The sequence below is a fragment of the Halobellus ordinarius genome (genome assembly GCF_031823395.1).
GTDB classification, from domain to species: Archaea; Halobacteriota; Halobacteria; order Halobacteriales; family Haloferacaceae; genus Haloquadratum; species Haloquadratum ordinarius.
This window is the reverse complement of sequence record NZ_JAVQKJ010000006.1, coordinates 189,208-212,797: the sequence shown is the minus strand read 5'-3', so window position 1 is coordinate 212,797 and position 23,590 is coordinate 189,208. Positions and strand designations below refer to the sequence as shown.

Genomic DNA, 23,590 nt, shown 5'->3' with positions numbered 1-23,590 from the left:
AGTGCGAATCCCCGAAATATTCGGTTCTCGTGAACGTTTATATACTCTTCCGATCAACAATCTACTATGCTGGACCACGGACGTGAACTAACGACGACTGCTACCTCACTCCGGGTGATTGATGTGATCAACCGTTTGGATGGTGCCCGGATGAATGAGATTGCCGCAGAACTGGATCTGGCCAACAGCACCATCCACGCCCACCTGACGACCCTTCGTAACCACGAACTCCTCGTGAAGGAGGGCAACGAATTCCATCTGGGAATCAAGTTCTTTCACCTGGGAGAGCAGGCGCGGCAGCGAAAGCCCGAGTACGGAATCGTTCGACGGCACGCCCACAAACTGAGCAACCAACTCAACGAAGAGGTCGCATTCGCCATAACCGAGCACGGCCGTTCGGTCATCATATTCGACGAAAACAACGACGCTGCAAAAGAGGGCTTCCAAGTGGGGAGATACTTCCATATGCACAACTCTGCGAGCGGCAAAGCGATGCTCGCAGAGTGGTCGCGTGAGCGTGTCGATAGGGTGATCGATCGCTGGGGGCTCCCCGAGGAAACCGAGAATACGATAGGGTGCCGAGAGGAACTGTACGCGGAACTAGAACGGACACGCGAACGAGGCTACGCAGTCAACCGACAGGAGGCGCTCGAGGGACTGATGGCTATTGGGACGGCAATCACAAACCCCGACGGGAGTGTACTGGGTTCGCTCGACGTGTCGGGTCCGCCCTATCGACTCTCGGAAGAACAGATCGTCCCGGAGTTACGCGAGACTGTCTCACGGATCGAAACCGAAATCGCATCGCAATAGGGACTGCTATCGCCCGCGTCTCGGTTCTCATCGGTATCGGCGGCGAGAACTCCTCTCGGTCAGGGGAAATCAAGAGAACAGTCGCTGGCTCGCGTTGTCAGCGCCCTGCGAGAGCGTCTCTAATTTGGCCCAGGCTATCTCCGGGTCGACCACGTGGTGACCTGCCAGCGTCGCGAGACCGCAGTCGGGAGCCGCGAGTATCCGTGTGGGGTCCCCCACCACCTCTGCCCACTTGCAGAGACGGTCTGCGACCGTCTGTGGGTGCTCGATGATGTTCGTCTTGACGTCGACGACGCCCGGAGCCAATCGCCAGTCGTCCGGGAGTGGATGTTCCTCGAACGCCCGCCACTCGTGGTGGTGTCTGGGGTTGGCATACTCGATCAACAACCCCCCGACGTCGGCCTCGTAGAGAATCGGGAGGACGTCTTCGAGAGGGACGTCTCTGTGATGCGGCCCTTCGTAGTTGCCCCAACAGGTGTGCAACCGGATCTGCTCCCCGGGAATGTCCCGCGTGGCTTCGTTGATCGCCTGGATACGCCGACGGGCAGTGGCTTTGAATTCCTCGAGAGAGAGGTCCGTGAACTTCCGGTGCCGCTCGGAAAGCAGGTCCGGGGCGTCGATCTGTAAGACCATCCCCTCGTCGGCGATCCGTTCGTACTCGTTTCGCATCTCTCTGGCCAGCGCGAAGGTGAACTCGTCGTTCGAGTCGTAGTACTCGTTCCCCACTGAAGAAGCGATGACTCCCGGTGATGCGGCGGTCACAAACGCCTCCGCAAACTCCACGTCGGTACGTTCGAGCGTCTGTCGATACCGTTCGATCTCCGTATCGACGAACGACTCATCGACGTACCGGAGATCGTCGACGGCTACCGGCCTGGTTTGAGCCTCGGAGACGATATCCGGGAACGCTTTGCCGGCATAGGTGGGGAAGTCTTCGACGTCCGCCCATAGCGGACGGGGAATCGTCTGCTCGCTAAAGCCCTCCAGACGCTCGGCGACGTAGATGTGAAAGCCCGGACGAGACTGCTCCCCGTCGTTGGCGATGTCGATGCCGACTTCGGCCTGCTTTTCGACAGCTCGCATCGTCGCATCCCTGATCGCGTCGTCGAGTTCGTTTCGATCGATCTCGTTTCCTTCCCCTCGTCGATGCAGTAACTCGATCAACTGCTCCGTCCGGGGGAGGCTCCCGACGTGAGTCGTCAGAATACGCTCGTCGCTTTGCTTCATACGCTGTGAGGACTCGTCGTGAAATTGCACGGGTTCCCGTGCACCCGGATAACTGCGGAGGTGTCGGAGGCCCTGATCCGACAAACGTTTGATACCATTTAGTTCGCGAGTCCGCTCAGTAGTCGTGGATGGGATCGTCGTCCGGAGTGACGGCCTTGATGTACCCCAGTTTGTCGTATGCGATCCACTCTTCGACGTATTTCCACTCGCCGTCGACTTTCTGGATGAGACAGTTCGCGATGCCGAGATTGTCCTCCATCGTCTTCCCGGTCGGCGGTCCGTACTCGGTCGGGCCGACGTTCTCGGCGGTGATCGTCCGCACCATCGACGTGTAGTATCCGTCTTCGGGATTCCCCTCCCAGATGATCTTCTCGATGTTCATCTCCGTCTCGGGAAAGGCGTTCAGGCGGGCCAAGGTGTCTTCGACGAGCGCCTCGGAGCCGACGATATCTCCGCCGCCGCCGTGGACGACCACGTCGTCGGCGTAGTACTCGTATATCTTCCCGACGAGCTTCTCGTCCCAGATCTCTCGGGTGCTCTGTCGGATCATCCGCTCGACGTCGAGTTCGTCCGCCGTGCGCCAGTCTTCTGTCATTGCCACCCTCCCGTGGCAGCGTACGCTATCCGGTGATCGATGCCGGTCTTAGAACCTGTTACAGCGCTGAGAACTGATTGTGTCACTACTGAACCCTACTTTCTGGTCTGCATCTTGGTTCTTAAAGATTGCGCTGATCCTGTATCGAGTCTCGTGGCGTCCGAACCGAATGGATCCAGCGAGGTGTCGTAATCCGCCGACGTTCAGAAGTGCTGTCGGTCGTCGCGAAGCCGCTGGAAGACGTCGACGCCAATCTGCTGGAGCAGATCGATCTTGTCGATGAAGACCCAGTTTTCGGCGAGGCGATCGCCCTCCCGCCGCCAGAAGTCCATCACCCGCATCTCGACCGGATCGTCGGTCGCCGGGAGACCCATCCACCCGTCGCCCAGGTGCGTCGCCCTGACTGACGGCCAGCCCGTCGAAGCACAGTAGTGGCCCTCGGCGAACCGGGCGACGTGGTCTCCGCCCTCACGGTCGGGGAACGCGTTGAGAAACGGCGCCTGGTGGTACTCCTGGAATCCATCGATGCCGCGGGTCGTGCCGGTTCCCCCCGGTCCGTACCACATAAAGTCCTCGTGCCAGAACTTCTCGAGACCCATTCCGTCCAGTCCCTCCTCCTCGTAATCGTGAAGCCCGTCGATCATCCCCTCGACCACGTCGAGCGTCTTTTGGGACTCCCCGTCGTCCTGTTCGTCGAGGAGGACGCCGTCCTGCGTCGTCGGTCCGGGAATCACGACTTCCGGAGCGAGCGCCGGAACGAACCGATAGCCGGCCTGGCGCATCACGTCCAGAACGTCGACGAGCAGTCGGGTTTCGGCGATCTGTCCGTCTTCGACCCGGTGGAACTCGCCGTATCGAAGCCACGTCGCGTGCCCGGTGGCGGGAATATCGAGCCAGTCGTTCTCGAACGTCCCCACGAGATTACCCGTCGCACAGACCCATTCGCCGCCCTCGAACTCACCGGCGAACAGGATGTAATCGTTCTTTTCGAGGTCGGGGAACGACTCGAGGAGCGGTTCCCAGTAGGCGTCGGCTATCGCGTCGGTGCCTTCGACCGCGTTGATCGGTTCGGGGCCGTGCCACTCCGCGTCAGGGTGATAATACTCGGTGAGGAGCTCTCCGACGGTCGCTGCCGTCGCGTCGTGAATCGCCTGTGAAAACTCGTGGACCAGCCGCTTGCGTTCGCTCGTCATATGACTCTCACCTAGGTTGGTGGGTAATGCGATAAAGTAAGTATCGGTTGGCGTTTCCTGTCGGGGTGAACAGACTCTGATCCGACGGGAAGGCTGCTATCCGGTATGCGTGAACTCCCACGCCGGATGGCGGTGAGCACTCCGGCGGCTCTCATCGACGAGAGGGCGGTCAGGATCTGTCTGAACCGCAGTAGCGCAGCACCGTCCGACACGTTACGACGTCCCGGTCCAGCGGACTGATTCGGGATTGTTTCGAAGTCGCTCGAAGACGTCCACGCCGAGTTGATCCAGGAGATCGATCAGATCGATGAACACCCAGTTCTCCGCGAGGAGGTCGCCCTCCCGACGCCAGACGTCGATGACCCGCATATCCGCAGAATTTCCAGTCGCCGGCAGTCCGAGAAACCCGTCACCCAGGTGTGTTCCCACAACCGCCGGCCACCCCGTCGAAGCGCAGTAGTTTCCTTCGGCAAGGCGGGCGTCGTGGTGTCCAACTTCCCGGTCAGGGAACGCCTCCAGGAACGGATTCTGATGAAACTCCTGGAACCCCTCGATACCCCTGGTACTGCCGATGCCGGCCGGGCCGTACCACATAAAGTCCTCGTGCCAGTACTGTTCCATCCCCATATTTTCGAGTCCCTGTTCTTCGTAGGAATTCAGTCCGTCGAACAGCATTCCCTCGACCAGTTCCATCGTCTGTCGTGAGTCTTCCTCGTCTTGTGGTTCGAGGAGCACTCCGTCCTGGGTTGACGGACCGGGAATGATCACTTCCGAGGCGAGCGACGGAACGAACCGGTATCCCGCCTGTCGAAGCACGTCCAGTACGTCGATGATGGTGCGGGTTTCGACGATCTTCCCGTCTTCGAACCGGTGGAACTCGCCGTATCGAAGCCACGTCGCGTGTCCCGTCGCAGGAATATCGAGCCAGTCGTTCTCGAAGGTCCCGACGAAAGTGCCCGTCGCACAGACCCATTCGTCGCCCTCGAACTCACCGCCGAACAGGACGTAATCGTTCTTTTCCAGATCCGGGAACGCACGCAGTAACGGCCGCCAGAACTCTTCGACTAGTTCGGTCCTGCCTGCGAGTTCGTCGATCGGGGCCGGACCGTGCCACTCGACGTTCTCGTGGACGTATTCGGCAAGCAGATCCTCGACGCTGTCCGCAGTCGTCTCGCAAACACGACTGGAAAATTCGTCTACTGACTGTTTGTTTTCCGTTCTCTGTGTTGTCATATCTCTCACCGGTTGCGTCTTTCTCCTCGCGAAAAGAATAAAACACTGTCGGAGGCCCGAACAGATGGAGCGTTCCAGATGTCGGCTCGATAGCCAATCGCCTTCCCATCCACTGTCAGGAGCACGTGAAAGTGACCGCTGATCCGCCGGTCACCGATGGCCTGGCGTCCGTCAGAAGTACTGCTGGTCGTTCCGCAGTCGCTCGAAGACGTCGACGCCGAGTTGTTCGAGCAGGTCGATCATATCGATGAACACCCAGTTCTCCGCGAGGAGGTCGCCCTCCCGTCGCCAGAAGTCCATCACCCGCATCTCGACTGACTCTCCCGTCGCAGGAAGTCCCAGCCATCCGTCGCCCAGGTGTGTCGCCTTCAGACTCGGCCATCCGGTCCACGCAGCGTACGTTCCCTCGGCCACCCGGATGTCGTCGCTGTCAGCCCCCCGATCGGGGAACGCCTCCAAGAACGGCTGCTGATGGTACGCCTGAAACCCGTCGATACCGCGGGTCGAACCGATGCCGGCCGGCCCGTACCACATAAAGTCCTCGTGCCAGTACTCCTCCATCCCCATCCCCTCGAGTCCCTCGTCCTCGTACGATTCCAGGCCCTCGAAAATCATCCCCTCCACGAGCTCCTGCGTCTGCTCGGTCTCGCCGGCGTCCGCATCGTCCAGGAGAATCCCGTCGGCCGTCGCAGGCGCCGGCGCAACGACCTCGGGGGCAAGTGCGGGCACAAAGCGAAAGCCGGCCTGCCGCATCACGTCCAGAACGTCGACGAAGAGTCGTGTCTCCGCGATCTTCCCATCCTCGAACCGGTGGAACGTCCCGTGTCTGAGCCACGTCGCGTGCCCTGTGGCGGGAATGTCGAGCCAGTCATTCTCGAAGGTTCCGACGAAGTTGCCTGCAGCACAGACCCACGTGTTGTCCCGAAACTCACCGCCGAAGAGGATGTAGTCGTTCTGTTCGAGATCCGGAAAGGAGTCGAGAAGTGGCTCCCAGTAGCCTTCACGGATCTCCGCCCGCCCGTTCAACTCGTCGAAGGGAGCCGGGCCCTGCCAGTTCGCGTCGGGATGATAGTGTTCTTCTAGCACGTCCGCGATACCGTCGGTCCCCGTACTGTGTACCGACTCCGCGAAATCGTGAACTCGCTGCGTGCACTGTCTCCGTGTTCTGCTCATCTATAACACCCGTCTCGGAGTTCGTAACACGGTTACAAAAACGATTCGAGGATCCTATCGACAACCGGGGATCCTACCGACAACGGATGAGCCGCCCGAAGCCGTCACCGATTCGGTTTCCTCGTCGTCGAGACGGTCGAGTGGCGATGACTATTTGTATCTCGACGGAATCTCTCTTCGTATGTCAGAGACCGCTCCAGTGGTGAGAACGCTCGACATCGCCGATACCGTGTACGATATCACCTGGCAGGCCGCGGACGAAGGGCCCGAAATCACCCAGGGCGAGCGCCACCGCACCTACTATTTCGATCTTCCGGGTGACGTGCCGACTCTCGTGGACACCTGCTTTCAGAATCGTGTCGAGTACCTCTTCGAGGGGATCGAACAGATCGGCGTCGAGCCCGAACGGCTGATCATCACTCACCGGCATCTGGATCACGTGGGGGCGTTCGACGAGGTCGTCGACCGCTACGACGTGGAAACGTGGGTTCCTGAGGACGACAACGTGGTCGAGATCGACGACTACGGGATCGACATCCGGACCGAGCCTGATCACCTCTTCGGGGATAAAGAACAGATCGGTCGGTTCGAGACCGTACACGTCCCCGGTCACTCGCCCGGAAACTCCGTCCTCGTCGACGAGGAGGCGGGGATTGCCCACTGTGCCGACACGGTTTGCGGCTCGGACCGCCGCGGCCTCCCGCCCGGATATCTCCTCCATCCGCCGCAGGCGACGCACACGAACCAGCCACCTGAGGCCGCCGTCGCAGCGGAGAAAAACCTCGAAAAACTGCTGGGCTACGACTTCGATGTCGCCCTCCTCAACCACGGGACGCCGGTGTTCGAAGACGCCTCGAAGAAACTCGAACGATACGTCGACTTCGAGTCGAACTTCAGCGGCGACGGGCAGTCGATCCACGCCAACGATCGAAAGACGATCGAAGCGGACGAACTGTACAGCCGCCTCGACGAGTAAGGTCGCCTACAGCCGCCTCGACGAGTAAGGTCGCCTACAGCCGCCTCGACGAGTAAGGTCGCCTACAGCCGCCTCGACGAGTAAGGTCGCCTACAGCCGCCTCGACGAGTAACGTTACTCGCCGCCGACCCGGTCTTCCAGTTCCTGCTCGAACATCTTCACGACCGCACCCACGTCTTCCTCACCGAAGCCCTCGTCGCTGGCCTGCGTGTAGAGGCGGTGAACCAGGCTCCCCATTACCATCGGGAAATCCTCCGAATCAGCCATATCGACGGCGAGGCCGACGTCCTTCCGGGCGAAGTCGACACTGAATCCCGCCTCGAAGTCGCGTTCGAGCACGCGCGGCATCCGGCTCTCGAACGCCACCGAGGTGGCGCTTGCGTTCCCGAGGATCTCCCAGAGCCGATCGCTGTCGATACCGTACCGTGCGCCGAGCGCGACAGTCTCCATCGCCAAAAGCAGGTTCCCCATCGACATCGTGTTGTTCAGCAGTTTCATCGCGTGTCCGGCCCCGGAGGACCCAGCGTAGTGGAGTTCCGCACAGAGCGCCTGCAAGACGTCCTGTGCGTGCTCGGACTCGAAGACGGTTTCCTTCCCACCCACCAGACCCGTGAGGGTCCCGTCACGCGAGTTTTCCGGACCGCCCGTGATAGGCGCGTCCAGAATCTCCGCCGGCGTCTCCTCGATGGCGTCTGCCACGACTTCGGTCGTCGGCGGCGCGATCGTGCTCATCTCCAGGAAGGTCGTTTCGACGGACTCGTGTGCCAGTCCGCCCTCGCCGGTGTAGACACCCTTCACGATCTCGGAGTTCGGGAGGCTCGTGATGGTGACGTCACTCTGTCGGGCGACGTCACGGCCGCTGTCGGCGACGATCCCGCCGTAGTCCGCGAACGCTTCGCGGGCCTCCGGCTGGAGGTCGTGTCCGTACACCTCGAAGCCCTCATCGAGCAGGTGCTTCGCCATATTACCGCCCATTTTGCCGAGTCCGACGACTCCGGCAGTGGTCTCAACCATAGCAAAAACTCAAACTACCGTTTATTATATCTACCGACTACAGGGAGGGTGATCGTTCGATGGAAGCAGAGAGTTCCCGGTATCAACCGTGCTCTCTCACTGGAAGTTGTGGTAGACCGACTTGATCTGCGTGTACTTCAGCGCGCCGTGTTTGCCGTCCTCACCGCCCAGACCGGACTCCTTCCAGCCGATGTGGTGGCCCTGCTGAGCGCCGCCGCTTCCGTTGATAAACGTCTCGCCGAAGTCGAGGTCCTCCGCGATCTGCATCGCGTCCCGGTAGCTCTCGGTGAACACGTACGAGGACAGCCCGTAATGGGAGTCGTTGGCGTATTCGACGGCCTGAGCCACGGAATCCACCTCGATGATGGGAGCCACCGGGCCGAAGACCTCCTCGCTGACGACGTCCATCCCCTGGTCGACGTCGGCGAGGACGGTCGGCTGCACCCAGTGTCCGTCGTCAGTCGGCGGGTCCTGCACCGTGGCGCCGCCGGTGAGCACCGTCGCTCCCTGCTCGACTGCCCGCTCGATCGCCTCCTGGGTCTTCTCTTGTTCTGCCGCACTCACCTGCGGCCCCATATCGAGGTCGTCTCTCGGGTCGCCGATCTCGAGTGCGTCCATCGCCGCGACGAACTGCGCTTCGAACTCCTCGCGGACGTCGGAGTGGACGTACACTCGCTCGACGCACGTACAGGCCTGTCCGGCGTTGATCGTCCGGGAGGCGACGATGTTCTCGACAGCGAGTTCGATGTCGGCATCCGCGCAGACGATCGCCGGTGCCTTGCCGCCGAGTTCCAGCGAAACCCGCGTGAGGTCGTCGGCGGCGTTGCGCATAATCGCCTTTCCGGTATCGACGTTTCCGGTCATCGTCACGTAGTCGACCTCGTCGTCACTGACGAGTCCGGCTCCGACCGCCCCACCGCCGGTCACGACGTTGAGTACCCCTGGTGGAAGATCGACCTCGCGGTCGACGACGTCGACGAGTTCGAGTGTCGTCAGCGGCGTCATTTCACTGGGTTTCAGAACCGTTGTATTGCCCGTGACGAGCGCGGGTGCGAACTTCCGCACGAACACCGAGATCGGGAAGTTCCAGGGGATGATCCCTGCGACCACGCCGTAGGGCTTCCGCAGCAGACTGATCGACTGGCGCGGTTCGCTCCCCGGCACGACGTCGCCTTCGATCCGACGATCCCACTCCGACATATACCGCGCGATGTCGGCGCCCGCGCGGATCTCGTACTCCGCAACCGAGGACGTCTTTCCCTGCTCGGCGACGAGCGTCTCCGCCAGCTGTTCGGCGTGAGCTTCGATCACGTCTGCGACCTCACGGAGCAGGTCCCCCCGTTCCTTCGCCGGGCGTCGTTCCCAGTCGTCCTGGGCGTTCCTGGCGGCCTCCGTCGCTCGCTCGACGTCGCTCTCGGTCGCGGAGGGGACCGATCGGATCTCGGTTCCGGTCGTCGGGTCGGAGACCGGGATCGACTCGCTGCCGCCTGACTCCATCCAGTCGCCGTCGATGTATAGAGGTCTCTTGTCTACAGGCATTCGAACGAGGATTGGGACGAAAGAATAAATAAGTAGCTACTGGGAGCCGGCGGTCAGGTCAGTTTCGGGAACAGAGCGTCCGAACGTCGGCTTTGTCGCCCGAACGGTACTATCGATCCGATTGCAGCCTCGAAGAACGGGGAACAAAACGTGGCGGTGAATCGGACGTGTCTCAGGTGTCGACCGTGACGGCCTTGAAGCCGACCAGGCGGCCGATCAGCAACACGAGGACCAGTACTAGGAGGATCTGGACCGTCGCAGTGGCCGCGACTAGCGGCGACGATTCGTACTGTAGGAAGAGGAACATCTCGACCGGTAGCGTCGTCGAGGTCCCACTCGACAGGAACAGCGCAATCAGCGAGTCCGTGAACGAGAGAATGAACGCCAGGAGGAACCCGGAGACGACTCCGCTTTTCATCAACGGAAGCGTCACCTTCCGGAAGGCCTGGAACTTGGACGCGCCGAGGTTTCGCGCCCCCTCGACGAGTTCGGTGTCGACAGACTCGATCGCCGTCATCGACGTGAGGAACGTGTAGGGAATCGTGATGACGATGTGGCCCACGACGAGCTTTGCGAACGTCGGAACGAAGCCCAGGAAGTTGAAATTGAGCGTTATCATCAGCGCCAGCGCGATGATCGCCGGCGGGATGATGAGCGGAGAAATAAAGTACATAACGACTTCGTTCTCGAACGGGACGTCACGGCGAACGACGACGTACGCGGCGAGAATGCCGAGGATCGTCGATACGGTGGCTGTGGCGACTGCGATCGGCAGGCTCACGAAAAAGAACGGGTCGAAGAACGAACTCACGAGGAACTCCTGGTACCAGCGCAGCGAGATCCCTGACGGGGGAAACGCCTGAGATTGGGTCGGGCTGAGAGAGATCCCGATCACGATGATGATCGGCAGGATCAGCGTGGCGACCGCCAGTCCGAGCAGCCCATAGTAGAGCACCCGTCCAGCGACGACTGCTGGGGCCGAGAGCGACCGCGAGTCCCGGCCGGTCAGCACGCTCGAGAGGGCGCTCAGGATGACCATCAGTCCCATCCTGACACCCCCATTCGGTCGCGGACGAATGTAAAGTAGACGTACACAAGAGCTGTCGTCGTGAGTGTCAGGACTGTCCCGACGGCGCTCGCGAAGGGCCAGTTGAGACTGCTCACGGCGCTGTCGTATATCAATCGTCCCATCGTCAGATCCGTGCGACCGCCGAGCAGGTCAGGGGTCACAATTGAGTTCATCGTGAGGACAAACACGAAGATCGTTCCCGTGAGCAGACCGGGGAGGCTTAGCCGGAAAGTCACCTTGAAGAACGCTTGAAGCTGGTTCGCGCCGAGGTTGCGCGCGGCCGGGACGAGCGAGTCCGGGATGTCTTCGATCGACGAGTAGACGGGAAGGACGACCAGCGGCAGGTAGACCCCGATCAGACCGATCGTGACTGAGAGCGTATTGCCAAAGAGCGCGAGTTTGAACCCCGCCAGATCCTGGAGGATAGTGTTGATTACGCCGTTTGTGGAAAACAGCACGATCCACCCGTAGACACGGACAACTGTCCCGACCATAAGCGGGAGAAACACCGAGAATAGCGCAAGCTGGCGCCGCAGCGGCGTGGTCGTCGCAATAAAGTATCCGAGTGGGTACCCGAGTAGCACACAGAATGCGGACACGATGAGAGACAACTTGACCGTATACCAGAGCAGCCCCTGGTAGAACGGATTGAGCAGAAGCTTCTCGTAGTGTTCAAGTGTGAAATTCCACGTGATGATGGTCGTCGCACTGTACTCAAAGAAGCTGATATACGCCGCATAGAGGATTGGCAGGATCAGAAAGACAAGCAGATAGACCGCCGGAGGCACGGCCGGCAGGTACTCATCTATCCAGTCTGACACCCTGGTCGATCGACTGAGGTCCGCAATTGCACCCAGCATACTATGCCTCCACGAGCCCGTATGTCTCGAATCGGACGGAGACGTTGTCACCCTTGCCATACTTCGGTGCGCCCAAGGAGGTGGCGAGGAGCTCGTTGTTCCCGACCTGGATCTTGTACTCGGTCACCGAGCCCAGATGAACCGTGCTGCGGACAGTCCCCGGGTAGGTGAGTTCTCCGTCGGTAGTATCGTCCGGGTTGATCGTAATGTCCTCGGGGCGAATATAGAGGAGATCGGTGTTCGCATCCGCGTCGGCCTCGTGCATCGGGAGCGTGATGTCGTCGTTGTCGAACGTCACCGTATTGTTCTGGTGATCGAAGGAACTCGGGACGAAATTCGAGTCGCCCACGAAGTTCGCAACGAACTTCGACTGTGGGTCCTGGTAGATCTCCGACGGCGGCGCGTACCTGACCTTCTCACCTTCGTGAAGGACGAGGACACGATCCGACAGCGTCAGCGCCTCGCGCTGGTTGTGTGTCACGTAAATCGAGGTGATCTCGAGTCTGTCGTGGAGGTCTTTGATCTCGCGGCGCATCTGCTCGCGGAGCTGGCGGTCGAGGTCCGAAAGCGGCTCGTCGTAGAGGAGCAAGTCAGGCTCCAAGACGAGCACGCGGGCGAGCGCGACGCGCTGTTGTTCCCCCCCGCTCAAATTCTGGATGCCACGATCCTGATAGCCCGGCAGTGACACGATTTCGAGGATGTCGGCGACGCGCTCTTCGATCTCCCCCTCAGTGAGGTTCTCCCGATGTCGGAGACCGAACGCCACGTTGTCGAACACAGACATATGCGGGAAGAGAGCCAAGCGCTGGAACACGAGCCCCATATTTCGGTCCTCCGGCGGAAGCCCGATCATCTCGTTTCCGGCGACGACGATGCTTCCCGCAGTGGGGTCGACGAATCCGGCGATCGACTTCAGCATCGTTGTCTTCCCGGATCCCGATGGGCCGAGGATCGAGACGAACTCTCCTTCCTTGATGTCCAATGAAACGTCGTTCACCGCGACGAGGTCCCCGTATTCTTTTCGTAGGTTCTGGATGTTTACAAACGACATATCTCGGCTATAACTGAGATACCGTTCTTTGTATTTATTCTTTGGGAATGGCGTGCACGACGCACGGTCCCGACGACGTGACTGTTGCTCGACCGGTAGCTGTTGCACGAGTAATGTGCGTATTTCGCACAGAACTGATCGACCGAAACAGCGGTGTGACGGCCACCCAACGAGAAGCCGCCGTTAAGCGGACGATCGCTCGATCCGGGTTAATGGTCGTCGATCGTCGGCGACGATACTATGCGCTCGCGATAATCTCTTTGAAGCGCTGGCCGTCTTCCTGTTTCTGCTGTTCGACCTGAAGCCAGTCGATACCGACGTCGTACCGTTCCATCTGTTCCTCGGTGGGGCTCATCATCGGATGTTTCTCTTTGGCTTCATCGGAGATCATATCGATCGCCTTCGGGTTGGCCGGCGGATATCCCATCGTCTCGGCGAACAGGACCTGCGGCTCGGGAGCCAGGTTGCCGTTTCCGAGTATTTTGGCCTCCTCGAGGCGGTCCTCGTCGGTGTGTTTCGTGATCGGGTACCCCCAGGTGTCTTGGACGCATCCGCCCTCCGGAACTGAGAAGCCCATACTGAGACCCTCATCGATCTCAATATTCTCGGTTCGCGCCGAGAGGAACGGCGCGACGTACATCTCGTCGTTCAAAAAGAGGCTCCGAGCCTGGTCGATCTGGTCGAAAATGATTGGGTCGGTCGTCTCGACGAACTCACGGAGCCAGTCCAGCCCGGGTTGGATGTTGTCGAGGTCGCCACCCTGGATCTTGTTGATGACGTAGAAGTACTTCGACCCCGCATTGTCCCAGGGCTCGAATCCGACTTTCCCCTCGAGATCGGGGTCGATGAGCGAGTCCCAGGTATTGAATTCCTTGTCGGTTTTGTCCTCCCGGTAGGCGATACCGCGCGGGAAGTAGACGGTCCCGCCCATATACTCGTTTTTGAACGCCGGCGGGATGTCGTCGTAGTTCTCGAAGTCCGACTGTTTGATGAGAGCGTCGTTCTGTCCGAGAAGTTCGGCGCGCTGTGCGTCCAGTTCGACGAGTTCGTAGCCAGGATTCTCCGGATCGCGTTTCAGCTCCGCGGTATACTGTTCGGACGACGAGGTGATGTATTTGTAGTTGTGTTCTTCTTCGTACGGGGGTTCGCCGTTTGCGAACGGCTCGAACAGCGATTTTCGCCGGGCCTCTCCCCAGCTACCGCCGCCGCCGCCGACGCGGACAACAGCTTTGTCGCCACCGGAGCTGCCGCCGCTGGTGCTGGTGGTGTCTCCATCACCGGAACTATCGTCGCCGCTACCGCTGTCGCCATCGGTTGAACCTCCACCTCCTCCGCCGGAACAACCGGCAAGCGCGGCGATACCGGTGCCTGCGGCCAGCGATTTGACTACTTTCCTTCTAGACAGGGGGCTGTTATTGACACCCATAGGTGCCCATTCCCAAGCACGAATATAAATCTTTTCCATAGGGTTTGATAAATAGATTACGCATCTGATACGCCATTTCGATGGTATCTGTTTGATATAATTGAACACTTTCGGGACCAGGGAGTGAAAGAAAAGGTTGTTATGAGTCAAGGACTTACTCTGTGGTATGAATACACAAGACAACGTGCTCAAATCGCTCGATAAAGGGTTCAAGATTGTTGAACATCTCAAAACAAACGGTGGGAAGACCGTTACAGAATTATCACAAGAATTAGATATGCCGAAAAGCACCGTTCAGGTCTATTTAAATACCCTCTCGAAAAACAAATTTGTTGTCAAAAACGGCCCGAAGTACCAGATTGGTCTGCAATTCCTCCAATACGGGATGTATGCCCTCTGGAGCGAACCTGTGTTCCCGAACGTCAAATCGAAAGTCGAAGAGTTAGCCGATTCGACGGGAGAACTGGCGGCCTGTTTTGTCGAGGAACTGGGAGATGCCGTATACGTGTACGGTACGGAGGGGGACCAAGCAGTCCGGACGGATCTCACGATGGGAGACCGCTCGAGTCTCCACTGCACGGCAAGCGGAAAGGCGATTTTCGCCCACCTTCCAGAGGAGCGAATCGAGGAGATTCTGTCACACCAGAGCCTGGAACGAAAGACGCCACAGACGATCACTGACCCTGACGAGTTGCGGGACGAACTGCAACGGATACGGGAGCGGGGGCACGCGTACTCCAGGGAAGAGTCAGTAGAGGGGATGCGGTCGGTCGCCGCACCGATTCTGCTCGACGGCGAGGTCGTCTGCTCGATAAGCCTCGCCGGGCCTGCGAACCGATTCGTCGGCGAGCGGTTCACCGAAGAGGTCCCGGACATCGTCAAGGGCGCCGCCAACGAAATCGAACTGAAACTGACGTATTCCGAGAGTGGCCTGTAGTCGGAAGCTGCTGGAATGCAGATCTCTGCACAAACTGAACTCTCTTGGATATTTAGCTATCCGATCACACCTCCGGTTCAGAGACGAACATCACAGATGTACGAACGTTATAGTATGGTAATAGCTCAATCCGATGTCGCATAGTGTCTGATAATGATTACTCTCACGTTTTACCGCCGAGCGACACCCCCGTTAGCGGCGCTGGGCGGTAAGAGACGAGAGTAATCAGTATGAAAGGTGATCCGACCAGGATTTGAGTGAGATCGACTCATCCCCGAGAGACCTCGGACGATATCTATGAAATAACATATATACATACATTAGGAGAATGCCCTCGGCGTTCGTTCGTCTCTCGAATTTCCGATTCGAGGTCAGCACTCACAGATGTACGTCTGTTATTTTCATAGATATGTAGCTGTTGAGAGATCGCCAATGCCGTTCAACTATATTAAACAAATTTTGCAGAAATGGCTAATATAGACGGTCCACCCACTCTGTCCCGGATATCGCCCACAAAAGAATAGAATTGATTTTACTATGCACGGATTTCCGGTCCCATACGACTGTGTGAACCCCGGCTAAAGGGTCGCCCAAGTACCCAGCCAGTAGTTCGATCGGTGTTATGAGAGCCAAAGTCTCCGTAGCATATCCAAGCCGTGCGAAAAATTTAAATAATAAAAATGTATCCACCGTTGTATGGCTGACCGAAGCCTACAAACAGCTTTAGATGCGGCTCAGGACCCAGTGGGAATGCTCCAACAGGCCGGCGGTCGGTGGGTCTGGCCGCAGGAAGTCGAACGCGAGTATACCAACTGGATGGACGAACTCCGCGCCGCACGCGAAACGTGTGTCTTGGCGGATCTCTCCCATCATCAGATGGATCAGGTGATCGAGGGTCCAGACGCCTTCGACCTCCTGAAGGGACTCTGCACAAACAGTTTCGAGGGGTTCGACGTGGGGAAGGCCAAGCAGGCCATTTTCTGCAATCCCGACGGCAAGTTCATCGGGGACGGCGTCCTCCAGCGACTCGACGAACAGACGTTCGTGATGAGCGGCAAGGTCCCTGCCGCTCACTGGGTCGCCTACAACGCTGAGACGAGCGAGTACGACGTCGAGGAAACCATCCACCCCAAGTCCTCGAAGAACGACGGCGACCCGCATTTCTACACATACCAGGTTCAGGGACCGAACGCACTCGACGTGATGCAGGAGGTCGTCGACGAATCGCTGACCGACATTCCCTTCTTCAACTTCAAGCGAGTCACGATCGCCGGCGAAGAGGTCCGAGCGCTCCGACACGGGATGGCCGGCGAAGTAGGCTTCGAGCTGCAGGGTCCCTACGAGCACGCCGATCTGATCAAGGACGTGATTCTCGAGGCGGGTCACGAGTACGACATCCAGCGGCTCGGCACGCGTGCCTACGAACCGCTGAGCGTGAAACTCGGCTGGGTCACGACCCACGTCCCCGCGATATACACCGGTGAGGAGATGGCGGAGTACCGCGAGTGGCTGGACGCCAGCAGCTACGAAGGCACGTATTCGATCGCCGGGAGCTATCACTCCGACGACATCAGAGATTACTACGTCAGTCCGATCGACATCGGCTACGATCATATGATCGAGTTCGATCACGAGTTCGTCGGTGACGAGACGCTGAAACAGGAGGCCGAGGATCCGCAGCGCACGCGCGTGACACTCGTCTGGGACGACGACGACGCGATCGGCATCTTCGCGTCGCTGTTCGACGACGATGGACTCCCGAACAAATTAATCGACCTTCCGCGCGATCGATGGGGCGGCCACCACGACAAGGTGCTCAAGGACGGCGACGTCGTCGGTATCTCGAAGAGTTTCGCGTACTCTTACAGCGATCGTGAGATGATCTCCATCTGCTCGATCGACAGAGAATACAGCGAGCCCGGAACGGAAGTGAGTTTCATCTGGGGCGAGGAAGGTGGACACTCGCCGAATCCGACCGTCGAGGCGCACTCACAGACAGAGATCTCTGCGACTGTCGCCCCGAGTCCGTATCTCGACGACTCGCGATAAGCCGAATCGGACGGCTGGAACGAACGGGTCGGTTCTTTTCGTTATCGATTCGCCTGCGCGATTTCACCGTTTTGGACGATCTGCTCCCAGTGTGATCACTTAGTAGTAGACTCGATCGAGGTTGTCGATGCCGCCGATCCACTGGTGGTCGTCGCCGTCGCTGATGTCGCCTGCCTCCCACGCGATCGGCTCCCAGTGGGGATCGAGCGTGAGATAACTCCCCGTATTGAACTCGATCCGGTGGCCGCTATTCGGGTCCCGCGCGTACATAAATTCGCCCCGCGAGATCCCGTGTTGCCCGATTCCGTCGACCGGAACCCCGTGTTCGTTCATCGCGTTGTGAGCCGCGAAGAGGTCGGTCGGCGAGTCCACTGCGTAGGCGACGTGGTGGAGCGCAGGGAGATCATCCTCGCTTTCGGACTGGACAACGGCGACGTCGATTTTGGCCTCACAGGCACTCAGGAACGTCCCCCATCGTGAGCCGTCGGCTTCGTCGTAATACTCCTGCACCTGGTACCCCAGTTCGTCACGGATCCATTCAGCGCACTCGCGCGCGTCGGGATCCCAGATCTGTACGTGATCGATGCGGTTCGGAGCGACGGGATTGTTACCTGACGGATCGTAGACGCGATTTTTGAGTTTCGATCGCCGCTCGGCAGGTGGCTCGGGTTTTTCCATCGTTCCGTACAGTTCGAACCGGTGGCCGTTCGGGATCTCGAATCGGATCGCCTCCCCTTGACCGGGCTCTGTCTCCTCATCGACCCACGTGATATCCATTCCCTGCTCTTCGAACCGCTGGGCGAATGCCGCCACATCTTCCGGCTCGGCGGTCTGCCAGCCGATGTGATCGATGCGCGCCGTATCACCCGCTGTGAGGCTGAGCGAGTGGTGATCGTGCTCGTCGACTGCCCGGAGGAACACGGTTTCGTCGACTCTCTCAACTATTTCGAGACCCACAGCATCGTGGAAGAACGACAACGAATCTTCCAGATTCGGGGTTTCGAGCGAGACGTGGCCTAGCCGTGCGACTTCAGGCGCCATATGTAGTCTGATAAATTCATCCCACATAAATCGACCGCCTACTGCCCGTCACAAGGTCAGTTGCCGTTGCGAATTGTCGTGAGCCGCTCCCCGAGCGACGCCTCGATAGAGCTGAGGTCGCCACCGACTCGGAGGATCTGATATCCGTCCTGCTCTGCGTCCGCGATGGATTGGGGGTCGTTTCTAATCCCTCCCAATGGGACGTCTGCAGCCACACAGGCGTCTTCGATAGCCTCGATTTGGCTCGTCACGTCGGGATGAGTCTTGTTCGTCGGGTGTCCCATCTGAACCGAGAGATCCGACGGGCCGATGAAGACGAATCCAAGGTCCGGGACGTCCAAGATCGCGTCGAGGTCGTCGACTGCGGTCGTCTTCTCGATCATCACCCCGAGACAGACCTCGTTGTCCTCCGTCTGGACGTACTCATCAGCGGTTCCCCAGTTACTGGACCGCCCGCTGGCCTTGCCCCGTTCGCCGGGTTCGCCATCGTACACGAACCGTGTTGCTTCGACCGCCTCCCGGACTTCCTCGGCCGAATCGACACGTGGGATGAGGATGTTTCGGACGCCCGCGTCCAGGACTTTCCTGACGAGCGGAGGGTCGCCACTCGGTAATCGGACGAACAGTTCCGTATTTCCGGCTTCTGCCGCCCGTGTGAGGTCCTCGAAGAGTCGACTGTCGTACGGGCTCGGACCCATATGTTCGAAGTCGAGCCAGACGAAATCGACCCCCAACTCCCCGAATACCTCGATTACGGTCGGCGAAAACGTCGATGCTCGTGCCCCGTAGACGACACCACCCTCTTCGATGGTTCGACGAAGGCTGTTGCTCTGATCCATTCGCACCTTGGCGTCGTGACCGGGCTGTAGTAACTATTTCGATGAGTCGATAAAAGTAGCCCTCGAGGGGAACGACCCGCCGGAGGTGCCGCTTAGTCGTCGTCCGAGACGATCTGGAATCGGTTCCCGTCGGGGTCCCGGAAGTTCGTGATCGTCCGTCCCGTCTTGTCGACGTCGTACGGGCCGACGATCGAATCGACGTCGGCCTCCTCGAGGCGTTCAGACTCCTCCTCGATGTCGTCGACGGCGAAGGCGATGTGGTTGATCCCTGGGGTTTCCTCGCCGGAGACCGTGTGAATCTCGAAGAGCGGACCCTCGCCATCACCGGGGACGTACTCGTAGGACTCTCCGTGGTGTTCGGTCTGGCGGTGCTGTTCGTACCCGAGCTTCTCGAGGAACTCCGCCATCTCGGAAGCGTCGCTTACTTCAATCTCGATGTGGTCGATTTCACCAATCACACGATTCTCTGCTGCAGACAAGTATATAAAAACATCGGCATCACGTCGTGATTCCCCCAAACACGAGCTCGCATTGAGGCGAATAAGTCTACATCTGACCTCCCGGAACCGGAGCAACAGCGGAGTTGCCGTGCAGGGAGGCTGGCGATAGCTGGCTCTTCGGTTCGATTGTCTGCAGGCAACCTCAATATAATTACTAAAATGCATATTAACGTCATAGACAATTATTGCAGGTTAGTATATTTATAACTGGTTGCCGGCAGTCCACCCAAATGCGCAGCAATGGACACAATATTAGTCACAGGAGCGCTCGGTCAGATCGGTTCCGAACTCGTGCCGATGCTCCGAACTCGATACGAGGACGTGGAGGTAGTGGGCAGTGACATCGAACCTGACCCGGATGTATCGGGGGCGTACGAGGCAGTGGATGTGACGGACCGCGCTCAAGTCGAGGCAGTCATCGAGGAGTACGATGTCGATACCGTGTTTCACTTGGCCGCCCTCCTGTCCGCCGCCGGCGAGCAGAACCCTGATAAAGCCTTCGAGGTGAACGTCGGGGGGCTGCACAACGTTCTCGAAGTCGGACGAGAGTACAAACTCGATCGTATCGTAATTCCGAGTTCGATTGCAGTGTACGGGCCAGCGACTCCGGACAACCCGTCCGAACGCACGATCCGTTCCCCGACGACGATGTACGGGATCACGAAGGTCCTGGCTGAGAACCTCGGTGCGTACTACCACGAAAAATATGACTTGGACGTGCGGGGGATCAGGCTCCCGGGGATCGTGAGCCACAAAACCAGACCGAACGGTGGGACGACCGACTACGCCGTCGATGCCTTCTACGAGGCAGTCTGGGAGGGTGAATACACCTACTTCGTTCGGGAGGACACACGGCTCCCGATGGTGTATATGTCCGATGCGATCGATGCGCTCATCGCCCTCGCAGAGGCTGACGAATCGGACCTACAGTATCAGTGTGAGTACAACATATCCGCTTTGAGTTTCACGGCCAAAGAGCTGAGCGAGCGTATCGAAGAGCGGATCGACGAGTTCGATCCTCGGTACGATCCCGACGAACGGCAATCCATCGCTGACTCGTGGCCGAGTACGCTTGATGATACGGCCGCACGGTCCGACTGGGGATGGTCAGCCGAGTACGACCTCGATAAGATGGTAGACGAGATGGTTCACAATCTCCGCCAGAGGGCCGAAAGGGCGCTATCGTGATCCGAGTCCCAACTCCACTGTGCACTCTCACCCGGCCACCGATCAGCTGCCGGGACCGAGACACCTCTCGTACTGATCACGGCCGCAGCTCACCAGAGAGAATCCAGCGACCGTCGGCGAGGAGGGCGATCCAAACAACCGGACCAATCAATATATGACACGAGATACGACTGCGTACCTGCGAGAAAAATACGAACAGATGGACGAACGCGGCGAAACGTGGCCGCTCAAACAACTACAGACAGCATCCCAGGCGAGGCCAGTTGTCGAAGGCAGGGAGGTGATAATGCTCGCCTCGAACAATTACCTCGACCTGGCAAACGACAGCCGTCTCCGGACTGCAGCCGTAGACGCAATCGAGAAGTTCGGCGTCGGCGCAGGATCAGACTGGTCTATCGCCGGCTACACCGAACTGCAGGACGAACTCCACGACACCATCGCCGAATTCAAAGGAACCGAGGGTGGACTATCGTATCAGACCGGCTTTTCGGTGAACGCCGGCTTGCTCCCGCAGTTGCTTGACGACGGCGACGTGTACGTCTCCGACGAATACAACCACGGGAGCATCATCGATGGAATTCGACTCTCACCGGCTGACACTCGCGTGTACGATCACTCAGATATGGCCGATCTTGAGCGGGTTCTACAGTCGGTGAGCAGCGAATTCAATCGGATCATCGTGGTGACCGACGGGGTGTTCTCGATGGACGGCGACGTGGCAAAGCTGGACGAGATTCACCGCCTCGCCGAGGAGTATGGGGCGATGACCTACGTCGACGACTGTCACGGTGAAGGCGTTCTGGGTGACGGCCACGGCATCACAGCCGAGTTCGGTCTGGAAGACGAAATCGACTTTCAGATGGGTAGCTTCTCGAAGGCCTGCGGCGGGTTCGGTGGGATGCTTGCGGGAGATCAGCACGTCGTCGATTTCGCGTACAACACATCGCGGACGTGGTTGCTGAGCGCCGGCTATCCACCCGCTGTTGCGGCGGCAAACAAGCGTGCCCTCGAAATCATCGACAACGAGCCCCAACGCGTCCAGGATCTGTGGAACAAACGCGAGTACTTCCAATCCGAGCTAGAGGATCTGGGGTTCGATACGGGGCAAAGCGAGACACCGATCGTTCCGGTGATGATCGGAGACAGCAACACGGCCAAGCAGTTCGCCGAGCGATTGTTCGAGGAGGGTCTTTTCGCCCTCTCGATCGTCTATCCGATGGTTCCACGTGGGGAGGCGCGAATCCGTAATCAGATAAATGTCGGGCTCACCGAGACAGATCTCAACGAAGCCTTACGAGTGTACGAGGAAGTTGGACGAGAACTCGATATCATCTGACTGGGCGGTGAGACTCCAGCAGGTCACCGTCACCGGGTGTGAATCCGAGTAGTCGGCGGCCTATTCGAGGAGCCTCTTGTCAGTGACTCCGTCAGCGAGACGTCTGTATTTCCCATCTCAGCCACAATTGAACGGTGAAAAGGCTGTCCGGTTCGTTGCCTTGTTATCTGGACCAGCGATTGTGCCGGAATCTGTTTTCTGGTTCGCTTTGTTTTCCTGGAGACACAACTGGCAAATGGTATATCAAAATAGAATGAACGATTGAATATATTATAGATATCGTATCATATCATACTTATAATCTTCAAATTTATTTAATACGTTTGAAGGCCACTGAATGGCTTATTCAGTAGAGTCCTTTTGAATATATTTCGTAGTTAATTACTTAATATAATATAGTATAAAATATACTTATTCATTTATATTTTCTTAGGGTATCGGACCCGAGTTCGGAAGATTTCCCTACGGCATCGCTCGAATGGAAAACGATTCGAACTGATATGATTACTCGACAGCGGGGATTCCGCTCTGTGACCCGGGAATTCCAATTATGACTTTTCGCCAGAGGCTTCCGCCCGGTCCGCCCACGGGCGCAACATCGCGTAGACGGCCTCGTTCATCGGGACATCAACTTCCGTCTCAGACGCGTGACGAACCACCGAGCCGTGGAGCACGTCCAGTTCCAGCCGCTTGTCGTGGGTCAGATCGTAGTGCAAAGACGAGTAGCTCTCGGGATCGAGACCGCGAGCGAACTCCATCCAGTCCGCAACGACGTCCGTCGGGAGGTCGACGTCTCTCTCCTGTGCCACCGCGGTCACCTCGTCGATAATCCGGCGGTACATCTCCCAGGTCGCGTCCGTGTCCCGGATGGTGCCGAGGGGGAGTCGCGTGGTCGCGGTCATCCCCGCCTGTGCACAAATGAACGCGAACTTCCGCCAGAGTTCGACTTCGATGTCGTCCGCTAACACCGCTTCGACTCCCTGGCTCGCGGACAGCGCATCGTCGAGTGCTGTAATCCGCGCCGTCCGTTCACCATCGAATTCGCCGTAGACGAACCGTGCCGGGCCACCGGTGTGCTCGACGACACCTGGCTCCTTGATCGTCGAGAAGACGTATGCGACACCGCCGACGACGTGCTCTCGGCCGATCGCGTCGGCGAGCCAGCGCTCGTTGTCGACGCCGTTCTGGAAAGAGACCACAGCAGTCTCCGCTTTGAGCAATGGGTCGAGATCAGTGGCCGCGTCCCGGGTATCGTAGCCTTTCACACAAAAAAGGACGTAATCACACGGTCCGATCTCGGCGGGATCGTCGGTCGCCGGGAGATCGACAATCGTGTCGCCGGCGACGCTTTCGACGCGCAACCCCTCCGATTGCAACGCGGCGAGGTGCTCGCCCCGAGCGATGAGGTGTACCTCGTGGCCCACATCCGCAAGTCGAGCACCGAGGTACGCACCGATCCCGCCGGCACCGAAAATCGCGAACTTCATATCGCAACCACGCCGGAATCCCGCTAAAATATTGCGTTGCAGAG

General features: G+C 58.8%; 21 protein-coding genes and 1 pseudogene. 7 read left to right on the top strand and 15 right to left on the bottom strand.

The genetic code is table 11. The features are described 5' to 3' along the window. The first annotated feature begins 66 nt into the window (after positions 1 to 66). The gene (locus RJT48_RS10125; RefSeq protein ID WP_311172161.1) at positions 67 to 813 is read left to right on the top strand and encodes an IclR family transcriptional regulator; all 747 of its coding nucleotides are present in this window, start codon (positions 67 to 69) and stop codon (positions 811 to 813) included. 69 nt (positions 814 to 882) lie between these two features. Here the strand turns inward: RJT48_RS10125 and RJT48_RS10120 are convergent, their stop codons facing one another. The 5 genes from RJT48_RS10120 to RJT48_RS10100 form a co-directional block, all read right to left on the bottom strand. Further along, positions 883 to 2,040 (bottom strand): cobalamin-independent methionine synthase II family protein, encoded by a 1,158-nt coding sequence (locus RJT48_RS10120; protein WP_311172160.1) that lies wholly within the window; start codon positions 2,038 to 2,040, stop codon positions 883 to 885. A gap of 115 nt (positions 2,041 to 2,155) precedes the next feature. Beyond that, positions 2,156 to 2,635, bottom strand: a complete 480-nt coding sequence (locus RJT48_RS10115) for an ester cyclase (protein ID WP_311172159.1) — start codon at positions 2,633 to 2,635, stop codon at positions 2,156 to 2,158. Between the two features lie 203 nt (positions 2,636 to 2,838). Next, complete coding sequence (locus tag RJT48_RS10110; protein ID WP_311172158.1) at positions 2,839 to 3,828, bottom strand: ester cyclase; 990 nt, start codon at positions 3,826 to 3,828, stop codon at positions 2,839 to 2,841. A 213-nt stretch (positions 3,829 to 4,041) separates the two neighbouring features. Continuing rightward, complete coding sequence (locus RJT48_RS10105; RefSeq protein ID WP_311172157.1) at positions 4,042 to 5,061, bottom strand: ester cyclase; 1,020 nt, start codon at positions 5,059 to 5,061, stop codon at positions 4,042 to 4,044. Between the two features lie 171 nt (positions 5,062 to 5,232). Beyond that, positions 5,233 to 6,234 carry an ester cyclase gene (locus tag RJT48_RS10100; protein ID WP_311172156.1) on the bottom strand — a complete coding sequence of 334 codons (1,002 nt, stop codon included), beginning with the start codon at positions 6,232 to 6,234 and terminating at the stop codon, positions 5,233 to 5,235. Positions 6,235 to 6,415: 181 nt separating this feature from the next. On the opposite strand from RJT48_RS10100, the gene RJT48_RS10095 reads away from it, so the two are divergent. Then, the gene (locus RJT48_RS10095; protein ID WP_311172155.1) at positions 6,416 to 7,210 is read left to right on the top strand and encodes an MBL fold metallo-hydrolase; all 795 of its coding nucleotides are present in this window, start codon (positions 6,416 to 6,418) and stop codon (positions 7,208 to 7,210) included. Positions 7,211 to 7,324: 114 nt separating this feature from the next. Here the strand turns inward: RJT48_RS10095 and RJT48_RS10090 are convergent, their stop codons facing one another. The 6 genes from RJT48_RS10090 to RJT48_RS10065 all read right to left on the bottom strand — a co-directional run bounded on the left by RJT48_RS10090 (position 7,325) and on the right by RJT48_RS10065 (position 14,169). Next, the gene (locus RJT48_RS10090; RefSeq protein ID WP_311172154.1) at positions 7,325 to 8,224 is read right to left on the bottom strand and encodes an NAD(P)-dependent oxidoreductase; all 900 of its coding nucleotides are present in this window, start codon (positions 8,222 to 8,224) and stop codon (positions 7,325 to 7,327) included. Positions 8,225 to 8,320: 96 nt separating this feature from the next. Next, the gene (gene aldA, locus RJT48_RS10085; RefSeq protein WP_311172153.1) at positions 8,321 to 9,763 is read right to left on the bottom strand and encodes an aldehyde dehydrogenase; all 1,443 of its coding nucleotides are present in this window, start codon (positions 9,761 to 9,763) and stop codon (positions 8,321 to 8,323) included. A gap of 172 nt (positions 9,764 to 9,935) precedes the next feature. After that, a complete protein-coding gene (locus RJT48_RS10080) occupies positions 9,936 to 10,811 on the bottom strand; it encodes an ABC transporter permease (protein WP_311172152.1) in 876 nt (291 codons plus the stop codon). Beyond that, positions 10,802 to 11,752, bottom strand: coding sequence for an ABC transporter permease (locus tag RJT48_RS10075; protein WP_311172151.1), 951 nt, complete (start codon positions 11,750 to 11,752; stop codon positions 10,802 to 10,804). Before RJT48_RS10075 ends, RJT48_RS10080 begins: the two co-directional genes overlap by 10 nt. Continuing rightward, a complete protein-coding gene (locus RJT48_RS10070; RefSeq protein ID WP_311172150.1) occupies positions 11,694 to 12,743 on the bottom strand; it encodes an ABC transporter ATP-binding protein in 1,050 nt (349 codons plus the stop codon). Before RJT48_RS10070 ends, RJT48_RS10075 begins: the two co-directional genes overlap by 59 nt. A 238-nt stretch (positions 12,744 to 12,981) precedes the next feature. Then, positions 12,982 to 14,169, bottom strand: a complete 1,188-nt coding sequence (locus RJT48_RS10065) for an ABC transporter substrate-binding protein (RefSeq protein WP_311172149.1) — start codon at positions 14,167 to 14,169, stop codon at positions 12,982 to 12,984. Positions 14,170 to 14,335: 166 nt separating this feature from the next. Between RJT48_RS10065 and RJT48_RS20790 the strand changes: the two are divergent. The 3 genes and pseudogenes from RJT48_RS20790 to RJT48_RS10055 all read left to right on the top strand — a co-directional run. Beyond that, positions 14,336 to 14,500: pseudogene (locus RJT48_RS20790) on the top strand (helix-turn-helix domain-containing protein); the annotation flags it as partial. Positions 14,501 to 14,578: 78 nt separating this feature from the next. Beyond that, positions 14,579 to 15,106, top strand: a complete 528-nt coding sequence (locus RJT48_RS10060; RefSeq protein WP_311172148.1) for an IclR family transcriptional regulator — start codon at positions 14,579 to 14,581, stop codon at positions 15,104 to 15,106. 696 nt (positions 15,107 to 15,802) lie between these two features. Further along, on the top strand, positions 15,803 to 17,155 hold the full coding sequence (locus tag RJT48_RS10055; protein WP_311172147.1) for a hypothetical protein: 1,353 nt from the start codon (positions 15,803 to 15,805) through the stop codon (positions 17,153 to 17,155). Positions 17,156 to 17,254: 99 nt separating this feature from the next. On the opposite strand, the gene RJT48_RS10050 is transcribed toward RJT48_RS10055, so the two are convergent. From RJT48_RS10050 to RJT48_RS10040, 3 genes are all read right to left on the bottom strand, one after another. Next, positions 17,255 to 18,196 (bottom strand): VOC family protein, encoded by a 942-nt coding sequence (locus RJT48_RS10050; protein ID WP_311172146.1) that lies wholly within the window; start codon positions 18,194 to 18,196, stop codon positions 17,255 to 17,257. A gap of 56 nt (positions 18,197 to 18,252) precedes the next feature. After that, positions 18,253 to 19,035 carry an HpcH/HpaI aldolase family protein gene (locus RJT48_RS10045; protein WP_311172145.1) on the bottom strand — a complete coding sequence of 261 codons (783 nt, stop codon included), beginning with the start codon at positions 19,033 to 19,035 and terminating at the stop codon, positions 18,253 to 18,255. 92 nt (positions 19,036 to 19,127) lie between these two features. Then, positions 19,128 to 19,493, bottom strand: a complete 366-nt coding sequence (locus RJT48_RS10040; RefSeq protein ID WP_311172144.1) for a VOC family protein — start codon at positions 19,491 to 19,493, stop codon at positions 19,128 to 19,130. 282 nt (positions 19,494 to 19,775) lie between these two features. Between RJT48_RS10040 and RJT48_RS10035 the strand changes: the two genes are divergently transcribed. Continuing rightward, on the top strand, positions 19,776 to 20,723 hold the full coding sequence (locus tag RJT48_RS10035; RefSeq protein WP_311172143.1) for an NAD-dependent epimerase/dehydratase family protein: 948 nt from the start codon (positions 19,776 to 19,778) through the stop codon (positions 20,721 to 20,723). Positions 20,724 to 20,877: 154 nt separating this feature from the next. Next, the gene (locus tag RJT48_RS10030) at positions 20,878 to 22,059 is read left to right on the top strand and encodes an aminotransferase class I/II-fold pyridoxal phosphate-dependent enzyme (RefSeq protein WP_311172142.1); all 1,182 of its coding nucleotides are present in this window, start codon (positions 20,878 to 20,880) and stop codon (positions 22,057 to 22,059) included. A gap of 548 nt (positions 22,060 to 22,607) precedes the next feature. Here the strand turns inward: RJT48_RS10030 and RJT48_RS10025 are convergent. Then, a complete protein-coding gene (locus RJT48_RS10025) occupies positions 22,608 to 23,546 on the bottom strand; it encodes a ketopantoate reductase family protein (RefSeq protein ID WP_311172141.1) in 939 nt (312 codons plus the stop codon). Positions 23,547 to 23,590: the final 44 nt, after the last annotated feature.